A 13,701-nucleotide genomic window follows, 5' to 3' on the forward strand; every position below is an offset into this window, starting at 1 on the left:
CAATTTTATGGCGGAGAAAAAAATTTTAGTTGTCGATGATGAGGAACATATATTAGAACTTATAAAATTTAATTTAGAAAAGGAAGGATGTAATGTAATTACATCTAACACTGGTGATTTAGCATTGAAATGTGTAAAAGAAAATCATCCAGACTTAATATTATTAGACCTTATGTTGCCTGGAATTGACGGATTAGAGGTATGTAGAATTATTAGAAAAGATCCATCAATTTGTGAAATACCTATAATAATGATAACAGCAAAAGGTGAAGAAATAGATAAAATATTAGGATTAGAATTAGGGGCAGATGATTATATTACTAAACCATTTTCAGTAAGAGAATTAGTAGCTAGAGTAAAAGCTATATTAAGACGAACAGGTAGTAAAAAGGATAGTTCAGATTTTAAATTTGATAATATTACTATTAATTTTGACAAACATGAAGTGAAAATAGATGGTCAAAGGATTGAGTTAACTCTTAAAGAGTTTGAGTTACTTGAAATTCTTATAAAAAATGAAGGTAAGGTAGTAACGAGAGAAGTTTTACTTGATAAAATTTGGGGATATGAATATGTTGGAGAAACTAGAACAGTAGATGTTCATATAAGACACTTAAGACAAAAGATAGAGAAAGATGATAAGAACCCTAAATACATTCAAACTATAAGAGGGATAGGATATAGATTTAATTATGAAAAAAACGAAATCTAATGGATCTATGAAAAGAAAAATAACAGTATGTATACTTGTAGCTATAGTGTCAGTATTAGTATTAGTTACTATATTATTTTTAAATGTTTTAGATTATCAAAGGCAGGAAAGTGCAAAAGAAACTTTTAAAATATATGCTAATGCCATAAATGGTTTGATAGAAAGAGATATAAGTGAAAAGGATAAAATAGATTTTATTAAAGAACTAGAAAATGAAGAGATAAGGGTAACAATTTTAAAAAATGATTTAACTCTGATTTATGATTCAGTAAAAGATAACAATTATGAAGAAAAAGAAGAAGTTAATAGAGCTAATAAATATGGTGAAAGTTTTTTGATAAGAAAAAGCAATCATTTAAATTCCGATACAATATATTATGCTAAAAAATATGAAAATTATATAGTAAGGATATCAAGACTAGATAAAATAGTGAAAAATGTTGACAGAGCATATATAGCGTTATATGTTGCTCTTGTAATTACCACATTGATTTTTTCTATATGGATAGCATCTAAACTTTCTTATGTAATATCAAAGCCTATAAGTGATCTTCAAAAGATAACATCAATGATTGCAGATGGAGAATTAGATAGAAGAGTGAAGATAACTACAAATGATGAAATAGGTAAATTGGGGCAATGTTTTAATGGAATGGCTAATAAATTGGAATTTACTTTAAATGAAGTTAAAGAAAAACAAAATAGACTTTCGGCAATACTGCAAAGTATGGACAGTGGATTAATTGCTATAGATATAAATAACAAAGTTATAATGTTAAATGCATATACTAAAAAAATATTCAATATAGAAAAGGACGTTATAGGAGAAAACATAAATAATATATGTAAAAATTTTGATATGAATATGTTATTTGAAGATTTAGATAAAAATTATAAAGAAATAAAAATAGAAATTTCAAATGAAACATATCTTAGAGTAAGAACAGCTGAAATTATAAATAGAAGTCAACATATTGGAAAAGTTGCAGTAATACAAGATGTAACTGATGTAAAAAGATTAGAAAATGTAAGAAGTGAATTTGTAGCTAATGTATCACATGAATTAAAAACGCCGCTTACTTCGATAAAAGGATTTACAGAAACTTTAAAATATGTAGAGGATGAAGAAACAAGAAATAAGTTTTTAGGAATTATAGAAGAAGAAAGTGATAGATTAACAACATTAATATCAGATATATTGATTTTATCAGATATAGAAAGACAAATAGATTTAAAATTAGAGCAAGTAGATATAAATGTTGTAATAGAAAATGTCTACGAACTTATGAAAAATTTTGCTCAAACAAAAAATATAAATTTAAAAATGGAGCTTAATAAATTAAACATAGTTATGGCGGAAAAAGACAAACTAAAACAAATGATAATAAATTTAGTTGATAATGGGATAAAATATTCTGAAGGAAATAATGTAATAATAAGAACTAAGGATAAAGAAAATGGATGTATAATTGAGGTAGAGGATGATGGTGTCGGAATATCTAGTGAACATTTACCAAGATTATTTGAAAGGTTTTATCGAGTAGATAAAGACAGGTCAAGGTCTAGTGGAGGAACAGGATTAGGTTTGGCTATAGTTAAACATATAGCATTAAAATTCGATGCTAATATACAAGTTGAAAGTAATTTAGGGGTAGGTACCAAATTTCAAATATGGATACCTTATGAAAAAATGTGAAATATTTGAAAAAATATATAAATTGGTGTAATATAGTAATTATAAAGTGTTATTTGAAACACTAAAATATAGTCGTAATGATAATTATCTCCTAAATATAATGTATGTCTCAAAATAAAATTTGAATTTTATTTTGGGACTATTTTTTGTAATATAGATATTTCCAATCCTATGTATAAAGTTAAGTCTAAAAATCCAAAAATAACATAGCAATGAAAAAATTTTAATCAGTATTTCAAATGTCCAATTTTATATTTATAATACATTGATATTTTCAGTTAAAATAAGAATCTTAATTATGTAATTCAAATTTAGAATGAAAATAAATTTGAAAAATAATAAGATTTTCAAAAAAATTTTATTATTTTATTAAAATGGGTAAAATTAAAATATAAATGAAAATAGTTTCAAGATAAACGTACTATTTAAAATACTAACTAAGGGAGTATTAAACGTTAATGGATATTGACTAATAACAGTAATTAATATAATATAACATAATGTATACAGTATAAAAAAGTAGAAAAAGGAGGAATCTAAATGAAAAATATAATCTCAAAAATTCTTCCTAATAGTATAGCTGAAGAAGTAGAAATTGAAACAGGTGATAAGCTTGTAAGTATCAATGGAAATGAAGTAAAAGATATTATAGATTACAAATTTCTAATTACTGATGAATACTTGGAAATAGAAGTTGAAAAACCAAATGGAGAAATTTGGGAAATTGAAATAGAAAAAGAATATGATGAAGATTTAGGTATAATATTTAAAGAAGCAATTCTGGATAAACCTATGAGTTGTCATAATAAATGCATATTTTGTTTTATAGATCAACTTCCAGAAGGAATGAGAGAAACCTTATATTTCAAAGATGATGATTCAAGACTTTCTTTTTTACAAGGAAATTTTTTAACTTTAACCAATATGAAAGATGAAGATATAGATAGGATAATAAAGTATAGAATTAGTCCTATAAATGTCTCAGTACATACAACTAACCCAGAGCTTAGGGTTAAAATGTTAAACAATAGGTTTGCAGGGAATATTTACGACATATTAAAAAAACTTTCAGATGCTGGCATAAAAATCAACACCCAAGTAGTTTGTTGCAAAGGAATTAATGATAGAGAAGAGCTTTTAAAAACAATAGAAGATTTATATAATCTGTATCCAAGTGTACAGAATTTAGCAGTAGTTCCTTTAGGGGTAACTAAATTTAGAAAAAATCTTAAAGAATTAGAGCTTTTTGATAGAATCAGTTCTAAAGAATTAATAAAACATGTATCACAGTTACAAAGTAAATATATAAAATTAAGTGGAGATCCGTTTGTAAGGCTGTCAGATGAATTCTATGTTATGGCACAGGAAGATATTCCAAGTAGTGAGCATTATGGCTCCTATGAACAATTAGAAGACGGAATAGGCATGATAAGAATGTTAAGGGAAACTATATCAAATACAATAGGTAACCTTAATTTGAACATATCGGGAAGTATTTCTATGGTTACAGGTGTTTCTGCTGAAAAATTTATAAAAGAGGCAGCAAAAGAAATCATGGATGCTAATCCTAAAATAAAAATAAATGTGATAGCTATTAAAAATGAATATTTTGGGAAAACTATTACAGTAGCAGGGCTATTGACAGGTAGGGATATAATAAATACTGTAAAAGACCATGAGTTAGGGGATTATTTAATAATGCCTAATAATATGTTGAAAAAAGGATATGAATTAGGAGAGGAAGCACAAGGATTACTTTTAGATGATTATAAAGTTTCTGAGTTAGAAAAAATTTTAAAAAGAAAAATACTGATTTGTGATTATGCTGGGGATGATTTAATAAGCATAATAAACAAAAATTTGGAGGAGGATTAAGATGGGAAAACCAATAGTTGCAATAGTTGGAAGACCAAATGTAGGTAAATCTACGTTATTTAATAAGTTGGCTGGAAAAAGAATTGCTATAGTTCAAGATACACCAGGAGTTACTAGAGACAGAATATATGCTGAGGCTGAATGGCTAAATCATAATTTTACAATTATAGATACAGGTGGAATTGAGCCTACTAATGAAGATATAATAATGAGTCAAATGAGAAGACAAGCAAACATAGCTATAGAAACTGCTGATGTTATAGTATTTATAGTTGATGGAAAAGCTGGACTTCATCCATCAGATCATGAAGTAGCTCAAATGTTAAGAAAAAGTAAAAAACCTATAGTATTAGTTGTAAATAAGGTAGATAGAATAGAACAAGAAGACAATGCATATGAGTTCTATAACTTAGGTATTGGAAATCCAGTAACAATATCTGCATCACAAGGATTAGGCCTTGGTGATATGTTAGATGAAGTAGTTAAACATTTTAACTATAATGATGCAAGTGAAGAAGAGGAAGAAGATATAAAAATAGCTATGATAGGGAAACCTAATGTAGGTAAATCTTCTTTAATCAATAAAATAATAGGTGAAGATAGAAATATAGTAAGTAATATTCCAGGAACTACCAGAGATGCAATTGACAGTAAGGTAGAAACTAATGAAGGTAAATTTACTTTAATAGATACAGCTGGATTAAGAAGAAAGAGCAAGGTTAAAGAGGAAATTGAAAGATATAGTGTTGTAAGAACTCTTACTGCAATAGAGAGAGCAGATGTTTGTATTTTAATGATAGATGCAACAGATGGTTTAAGTGACCAGGATGAAAAAATAGTTGGATATGCTCATGAATTAAACAAAGCAATAATGGTTATAGTTAATAAATGGGATTTGATTGAAAAAGATGATAAAACTATGAAAGAATTCCAAAATAATATTGCTAAGGGATTATCATTTATGAGTTATGCTCCATATCTGTTTATATCAGCAAAAACAGGTCAAAGAGTTAATAAGGTATTACAAATGGCTAAAGAATGTTATGATAGCTATAGTAAAAGAGTTGCAACTGGAGTTTTAAATGATGTTATAAGTAGAGCGGTACTTATGAAAGAACCTCCAATAGTAGCATTAAGAAGATTAAAAATATTTTATGCAACTCAAGTTGGAACAAAACCTCCAACATTTATATTCTTTGTAAATGACCCTAATCTATTACATTTCTCTTATGAAAGATACTTAGAAAATCAATTAAGAGAGAATTTTGAGTTTAAAGGTACAGGTATTAAACTAATATTTAGACAAAGAAAAGAAGATTAGACATATGAAAAGAAATAAAAGGTAAAAGATTTGAAGCATATTTGTCACAAGACAAAAAGATGAAATTAAGTCATAGTGAGGCTATGTATGGATTTTGTCGACGAGGTATTTGTGACAAATAGGTGAGAATACTGATTTATTATTTATTTGATTATACCTTAATATAAGAACTGTGATTGAAAATCACAGTTCTTGGTGTATAAAGAGAAAATTATATTTGTAAATAAATAGAATTTGTATATAATTACTATATAGGTATTAAGAATAATGGGAGGTGTTTTATTTGGAAAAAGTATCTATATTAGGAGCTGGAAGTTTTGGAAGCGCACTAGGTGTTATGTTAGCAAAAAAAGGTGTAGAAGTTTCTATATGGGCTCATAAAAAAGAGACAATTGAAGATATAAATAAAAAAAGAGAAAATATAAAATATTTACCCAATGTTACAATTCCAAGCAATATGATTGGATATAATGATATGGAAGGTGCTGTTAAAGAGAGTAGTATAATAGTTTTGGCAGTTCCATCTCATGCTATAAGAGATATAAGCAAACAGTTATCAACTGTTGTAAATAAAAATCAAATAATTGTTACCGTTGCTAAAGGTTTAGAAAGTGGTACTTTGAAAAGAATGTCTGAAATAATAGATGAAGAAATTAAGGTTGCACCTGTAGTAGTTTTATCAGGTCCATCCCATGCTGAAGAGGTTGCAGTTGATATACCAACTACAGTGGTGGTTTCATCATTAAAAATGGAAGCGGCTGAAAAAGTACAGGATGTTTTTATGTCTAATAAATTTAGAGTTTATACTAATGATGATTTAATTGGTGTAGAAATTGGAGGAGCTTGTAAAAACATTATAGCATTAGCCGCAGGGATATCAGATGGTATAGGTTATGGTGATAATGCTAAGGCAGCGTTGATGACTAGAGGCATGCATGAAATAATGAAAATAGGAATAAAACTTGGAGGGAAGCCAGAAACATTTAATGGGCTTACAGGTTTTGGAGATCTTATAGTTACTTGTACAAGTGTTCATAGTAGAAATAGAAGAGCTGGAATATTAATTGGTAAAGGTATGTCTATGGATGAAGCAGTTGAAAATGTTGGTATGGTTGTTGAAGGAATAAAAGCCTGTAAAGCATTTTATGAGTTAAAGGAAAAAGAAAATATTACTATGCCGATAACAGATGTTTTATATAAAGTTTTATTTGAAAACAAAGATCCTAAATATGGGGTGTATGAGCTTATGTCAAGAAATAAAAAGAGGGAAAATGGCATATATGAATAAAATTAAAATGAAATTTGAAAATTAATATATTATATGAAAACCACTTTGGAAGTATTAAAACTTTCAAGGTGTTTTTTTATTATTTAATATTTTTAAGGTTTATTTAAGGGCTGTTTTATTTTTATGTAAGTTAACATCAATATAATTTAAGATGTGGATTAAAAACAATATAAGTTTTAGGAGATGTTAAACTATGAAAAAGAAAATGATAATTTTATTAATAGCAACTATTATACCATTAGGAATGATAGGATGTGGTAATAGCGTAAAAAGTGATTCAAATAAAAGTCAAGTAGAACAAAAAGAAGATAATGAATTTAAAATCAGCGAGTTAGGTGTATCTTTCAAAAAACCAAAAGATTTTAATGAAAGAATAGAAGGAAAAGGTGTAGTTGACTTTTTAGGGGTAGGTAATGATGGACAAGGTATCTATGGAAAGCTTATAGGAAATTATATAAGTGATAGTGCTTTTAAAAAGCTTGGAGAATTAGGAGAAAAATCAAATGGTGAAAGTTTAGATGAAGAATATATGAAGTTATTTGAGGAAAGTTTTAAACCATTATTTGAGATTGTAGGGATAGAGAAGGATAAAGCTAAAGAAAATACTCTAAAAGATATAGAGGAAAAATATAAAAATAGTGTAAAAGTAGGAGAGCAAGATGGTATAGAGTACTACTTAGTTTATGGAGCTAAAGATGAATATATAAAAGGTTTAAGTGACACAGAGAAAAAAGAGTATAATACTTATTTAGAACAGGCAGAAAATATAAAAAATAGTATAAAGGTTATAGATATTGTTACACCTAAAGATGAAGTTAATAAAATTAAAGGTAATAATAAAATAGAATTTGATACAAAGGATACTAATGGAAACAAGGTAGATTCTAAATTATTTTCACAACATAAAATAACAGTTGTAAATATATGGGGGACTGAATGCGGACCTTGTGTAGCAGAAATGCCAGTTTTTGAAGATTTATATAATGAGTATAAAGATAAGGGTGTTAATATTTTAGGTATAGTAAATGATGCTAAAGATGATGAAACAGCTAAAAGAGCTAAAGATATATTGGCAAAAAAAGCAGTTACATATGTCAATATAATTCCTGATGATAGTTTGAAAAATGGAGTTTTAAAAGATATAGTGGGAACTCCTACAACTATTTTAGTTGATAATGAAGGGAAAATAGTTGGTGAACCAATAATTGGTGGTAAAGAAAAAGATGAGTATAAAAAAATTATAGATGAATTTTTAAAATAATAACCCAATTAAGGTAACGGTATGTTACCTTAATTTGAAAATGTATAATATTAAATTCTATTTAAAATTAAGGTGTGGTGATTAAAGTGAAAAAGTTTATAACATATTGTACTTTATTTATGGCTATAGGATTTATTTTATTTGGAATTTATAGAGGAGAAGTTGGTATCGTTCTTCAAAAAGCTATAAATATATGTTTGGAGTGTATAGGTATTGGATAAGAGAAGAATTACACAAGTGATTTCAGCTATGGTTAGTAATGGATATTTTAAAGGTTTTTTTGAAGGTCATATATATAAGGGTAATTTAAAAAAGACTTGTGTTCCAGGTTTAAATTGTTATTCATGTCCAGGGTCTTTAGGATCATGCCCTATAGGATCATTACAGGCTACTATAGGATCGTTGAAGTATAATATGGCGTATTATACTATTGGCTTGATAACTCTCTTTGGAGTCATATTTGGAAGGCTTATTTGTGGGTTTATATGTCCCTTTGGATTAATACAAGATTTGTTATATAAAATACCATCTAAAAAAATTAATGTTAATAAAAAAGTTAATGGTGTTTTGAAATACTTAAAGTATATAGTGTTAGTAGTATTTGTAATAATTCTCCCTATGTTTTTAGTTGATGATGTAGGTATAGGAAGCCCTTACTTTTGTAAACTTATATGTCCAGCAGGAACATTAGAGGCTGGTATACCTTTAACTATAATGAATGTATCATTAAGAGGAACTATAGGATTTTTGTTTAAATGGAAAATATTTATACTAATTATAACCATACTTTTATCTATAGTTGTATATAGACCGTTTTGTAGATATATTTGTCCATTAGGAGCAATATATTCACTGTTTAATCCTATAAGTTTTTATAAGCTGAATGTTAATAAAGATAAGTGTACAATGTGTAAAAAATGTATGAGAAAGTGTAAATTGAATATAGAAGTATATAAAAATCCTAATAGTTTAGAATGTATAAGATGTGGAGAATGTGCTAAGGAATGTAGTAAAGGAGCTATAACTAAAGGGTTTGATTTACCTTTAATAAAAAATAACCATAAAAGAGAATAACTCTTTTATGGTTATTTTTTTATTTTATTCTGATTTTTAATATCTGTGCATAAAATATAGGATAAATTAAAAGTTATAAATTTTAAAACTTGGATACCAAGAATATAAGACAAAATCTAAAGTGCTTAGAACTAAACACTACATTTTATATAAAAGTATTTTAAAGTTATTGAATAAATTTAAATGGGAGCTCATTTTCTTATATTAATAAATATTGATTAAAAGTAATTTTCATCAAAATGGTATATTAGTTTTATTTTTCTAATATATATATAGTGTCAATATTAAGTTGTGGGAGGGTGAAACTTGGAAAATTTTAATATATACAATGATATAGCCGAAAGAACACAAGGGGATATATATGTTGGGGTAGTAGGACCAGTTAGGACTGGAAAGTCAACTTTCATAAAGAGATTTATGGAAATGATGGTTATACCTAACATAGAAAACGAACATAAGAAAGAAAGAGCAAAGGATGAATTACCACAAAGTGGTTCAGGAAAATCTATTCATACAACAGAACCTAAGTTTGTACCTAATGAGGCAATAGAAATCAAATTGGAAAATGGAGCTTTATTTAAAGTTAGAATGGTAGATTGTGTTGGGTATATAGTTAAAAATGCATTGGGATATAATGAAGAACAAGGTCCTAAAATGGTAAATACACCTTGGTTTGATTATGAAATTCCTTTTGAAGAAGCAGCAGAAATAGGCACTAAAAAAGTAATAAATGATCATTCAACAATAGGCATAGTTATGACTACAGATGGTTCTATTGCAGGGTTAGATAGAGAAGAGTATGTTGAAGCTGAAGAAAGAGTTATATCTGAATTAAAATCTATAAATAAACCTTTTATAATATTATGTAATTGCAAAGATGTAAACACAGAGGAAAGTAAAAATCTGCGTAAAGAAATGGAAAAAAAATATGATATTCCAGTGCAATTAGTAAATGTTATGGAGTTGGATAAAGAGGGTGTATCAGACATATTCAGCAATGTACTTAAAGAATTCCCAGTTAAAGAAATTAACATAGACATGCCACAATGGATAGAAGAACTAGATAGTAAACATTGGTTAAAGGTTAATATAATGAGTGCTTTAAAAGATATGAGTGGAGAAATAACCAAAGTTAGAGATATTACAAAAATTTTAGAAAACCTTGATGGATTAGAGAATTTATCTGCCATAAAAATCAAAGAAATGAAAATGGGTGATGGAACTTCAAGGCTAGATATACTACCTAAGAAAGAATTATTTTATAAAATTTTAGGTGAAACTTGTAGTATAGATATAAAAAATGAAAGTCAGTTATTAAAAATGATGGAAAGTTTTTATAAAGCTAAAGTTGAATACGATAAAATAAAAGATGCGCTAATTGATGTTAATAATACAGGATATGGGTTGGTGGCTCCACAGTTATCAGAAATGAAGCTAGAGGTTCCAGAGCTTATAAATAGTGGAGCTAGAAAGGGAATAAAACTAAAAGCTTCAGCACCTTCTTTGCATATTATAAGGGCAGATGTGGAAACAGAAGTTCCAATAGTTGGGACTGAAAAGCAAAGTGAAGACTTTTATAAGGCTATTCTAGATCAATTTGAGAATGACCCATCTCAAATATGGCAAAGCAATATGTTTGGAAAGCCTTTAGAGGAAATAGTTAAAGAAGGTCTTCAAAGTAAATTGTATAAAATGCCAGATGATGTTCAAAATAAATTGCAACGAACCCTTCAAAAAATTATAAATGAAGGAAGCGGAGGGTTAATTTGCATAATATTGTAATGAAAAAATAAATGTATAAAATGGTAAAAATGGAGTGAATTTAAAAATCACTCCATTTTTAATTTTGCAATAATAGCACATTATTGCAAGAAAAAAATCATAATTGTTAGTGTTTTTTGGCTTAAATTCTTAGGTTTGTGTAATAAAAAGAATAGGTCAGAATGATTATTGAGAAAAAATGAATAGTAACTATTAATAGTATAAAAATTTTAAATCTTCTTTTTTAAAAATAAACACTTTAAAAAACTAAAAAATGTTGTAAAATATTTATTGAAAGAGTTTAAACTTAAAATTAAATTTTTGTAAATTATATGAGATGAAAATAAATAAATCCTTTCAAAATTTTATTGGATTAAACATATTATTTGATTAATGGAATAAAATCCATATATGAATGGTTAGACGTGATAGTAATTAGGAGGTATATACACATGAAAAAAGTAGTTGTTATTTTTAATGGTGGCACAATATCAATGAAGGTAGATGAAAGAATTAAGGCGGCAGTTCCAACTTTAAATGGTGAGGAAATAATGTCTATGGTTACTGGAATTGAATCTCATGCGGAAGTAGAATCATATAACTTTTCATCATTGCCAAGCCCACATGTTACACCAGAACTTATGTTAGAATTATCTAATTATATAAAAGGTTTTTTAGAAAGAGAAGATGTTGATGGTGTTGTTGTCACACATGGAACAGATACTTTAGAAGAAACAGCATATTTCCTACACTTAACAATTAAGAGTGACAAACCAATAGTTATAACTGGATCTATGAGAAATAGTTCAGAACTTGGATATGATGGTCCAGCTAACTTAGCGGCATCTATATGTACAGCTACATCTAATCAAGCAAGGGGTAGAGGTGTTTTAGTTTGTTTAAATGATGAAATTAATGCAGCAAGTGAAGTAACTAAATCTCATTCAATGAAACTTAACACATTTGAAAGTCCAGAATTTGGGCTAGTAGGAATTGTAGACAACAATGAAGCACATTTCTATAGAGAAAGTTTGGATCATGATTACATAGGAACTGATAAAATAGAAACTGATGTTGAATTAATTAAAGCTTGCGCTGGGATGGATGGAAAATATATAGATTTTTGTGTAGAGCGTGGTGTGAAGGGATTAGTTGTAGAGGGCACTGGAAGGGGAAACTTACCACCTCAAATGGCTACATCTGTTAAAAAAGCTATAGAAAAAGGTATACCTGTAGTTATGGTTACTAGATGCTACAGAGGTAGAGTTTTAGATAGCTATGGTTATGAAGGCGGCGGAAAAGACCTAAGAAATGCAGGGGTTATATTTGCTGATAGTATGCCAGGACAAAAAGCTAGGATAAAACTTATTATAGCATTAGGAAAAACTAAAAATATAACAGAGATAAGAAAAATATTTGAAAATGGACATTACTAAAATATAAAAGCCTTTATAAAATAGATGTAATATAAACGAAAATATTACATCTATTTTTGTGATTTTTTATATTTTTAAGATAATATTTAAATTAAAATGGAATTTATAGGAATACTTTGTAAAAAATATTAACATAAAATGATTTTTATTTTAAAAATAGGTAAAAAGTGAAAATTTAACCTAATATTTGTGCTATAATAAAATTTAAATTAGTATATTAAATATAGTAAATGTTTTAGGTCAAGATTATAATATAATTAGAAATTAATATATGAATCAAAACATTAATTAGATATTAAAAAAATAATTGATTTCAAATGTTAAAAAAATAACAAATAACAGATTCTTAAGAAATGATATTTAGTTTAAAAGTTTATTTTAGTAAAATTTTAAAAATTAAAGAAGTGAAAAATAATATATTAAAAGAAAATCATCACCTTTTTTATTAGTAGCTAGAAATTACTTGCCCATAATATTGAAAACTAATAAAAGGGAGGGTATTATGTATATTCGTATAGGAATCTGTGAAAGTGATATTGCGCAAAGAAACTCTTTAAAAAAATATTTAAACAAAATTATTGGAGAAACAGGGTTTGAATATGAATTGTTAGAGTTTGATTCTGGAGAAGAACTTTTGAAAAATTATAGAAGAATGAATATTATATTTTTGGACATAAATGTAGGAAAAATAAATGGAATAGAAGCGGCTAAAGAGATAAGAAAATTTGATTCCACAGTAGAAATAATATTTGTAACGAAGTTTAATAATTATATTTATGAGGGGTATGAAGTAAGAGCATATAGATATTTATTGAAACCTATAAGGTATGAAACTATTAAAGTTGTTACATTAAAATGTATTAAAAATATTAATAGACAAAAAAAATTGGTTATTAAATATAAGGGAGAAATCATAATTTTAAATATAGATGAGATTGAGTATATAGAAGTAATGCAAAAGATGATTACTATACACACAGAAGACAATGAATATATGCTTAAAATGACTTTGAGTAAATTTGAAGAAAAATTATCTGAATATAATTTTTTTAGATGTCATAAAAGTTTTTTAGTCAATCTTAATAAATTAAAAGAAATAAAGGATAATATAATTAAAATTAATGATACTTATATACCTATAAGCAAATATCGATTAAAAGAATTTAGAGAAAAGTTAACAAAAATTTTAGAGGACTCCATATGGATTTAAATTAATTTATGTACTATTAAGTTAAATGTTTCTGTGTTCTTTAAATTTACAAATATATTTTAAAATG

Annotated in this window: 11 protein-coding genes; all 11 read left to right on the forward strand. The window is 26.9% G+C overall.

Features of this window, described 5'->3' with window-relative positions:
- Positions 1-7: 7 nt before the first annotated feature.
- Entirely contained in the window at positions 8-712 is a 705-nt protein-coding gene (locus AZI32_RS08790; RefSeq protein ID WP_061995483.1) for a response regulator transcription factor, read from the forward strand.
- Positions 693-2,408 (forward strand): HAMP domain-containing sensor histidine kinase, encoded by a 1,716-nt coding sequence (locus AZI32_RS08795; protein WP_061995484.1) that lies wholly within the window; start codon positions 693-695, stop codon positions 2,406-2,408. Before AZI32_RS08790 ends, AZI32_RS08795 begins: the two co-directional genes overlap by 20 nt.
- Before the next feature lie 540 nt (positions 2,409-2,948).
- Positions 2,949-4,283: a DUF512 domain-containing protein gene (locus tag AZI32_RS08800; RefSeq protein WP_061995485.1), complete on the forward strand. Its 1,335-nt coding sequence runs from the start codon at positions 2,949-2,951 to the stop codon at positions 4,281-4,283.
- Between the two features lies 1 nt (position 4,284).
- The gene (der, locus tag AZI32_RS08805; RefSeq protein WP_061995486.1) at positions 4,285-5,604 is read left to right on the forward strand and encodes a ribosome biogenesis GTPase Der; all 1,320 of its coding nucleotides are present in this window, start codon (positions 4,285-4,287) and stop codon (positions 5,602-5,604) included.
- Positions 5,605-5,887: 283 nt separating this feature from the next.
- The gene (locus AZI32_RS08810; RefSeq protein ID WP_082761198.1) at positions 5,888-6,892 is read left to right on the forward strand and encodes an NAD(P)H-dependent glycerol-3-phosphate dehydrogenase; all 1,005 of its coding nucleotides are present in this window, start codon (positions 5,888-5,890) and stop codon (positions 6,890-6,892) included.
- Positions 6,893-7,085: 193 nt separating this feature from the next.
- Entirely contained in the window at positions 7,086-8,153 is a 1,068-nt protein-coding gene (locus AZI32_RS08815) for a TlpA disulfide reductase family protein (protein ID WP_061995487.1), read from the forward strand.
- Positions 8,154-8,272: 119 nt separating this feature from the next.
- A complete protein-coding gene (locus AZI32_RS19050; protein ID WP_275934982.1) occupies positions 8,273-8,374 on the forward strand; it encodes a CD1871A family CXXC motif-containing protein in 102 nt (33 codons plus the stop codon).
- Positions 8,375-8,402: 28 nt separating this feature from the next.
- Positions 8,403-9,227, forward strand: coding sequence for a 4Fe-4S binding protein (locus AZI32_RS08820; protein ID WP_157450876.1), 825 nt, complete (start codon positions 8,403-8,405; stop codon positions 9,225-9,227).
- 306 nt (positions 9,228-9,533) lie between these two features.
- On the forward strand, positions 9,534-11,009 hold the full coding sequence (spoIVA, locus tag AZI32_RS08825; protein WP_061995489.1) for a stage IV sporulation protein A: 1,476 nt from the start codon (positions 9,534-9,536) through the stop codon (positions 11,007-11,009).
- A 431-nt stretch (positions 11,010-11,440) separates the two neighbouring features.
- On the forward strand, positions 11,441-12,424 hold the full coding sequence (locus AZI32_RS08830) for an asparaginase (protein ID WP_061995490.1): 984 nt from the start codon (positions 11,441-11,443) through the stop codon (positions 12,422-12,424).
- A gap of 502 nt (positions 12,425-12,926) precedes the next feature.
- A complete protein-coding gene (locus tag AZI32_RS08835) occupies positions 12,927-13,634 on the forward strand; it encodes a LytTR family DNA-binding domain-containing protein (RefSeq protein ID WP_207710390.1) in 708 nt (235 codons plus the stop codon).
- The last annotated feature ends 67 nt before the right edge of the window (positions 13,635-13,701 follow it).

This window comes from Clostridium sp. ATCC 25772 (assembly GCF_001573875.1).
GTDB lineage: Bacteria > Bacillota > Clostridia > Clostridiales > Clostridiaceae > Clostridium_J > Clostridium_J senegalense.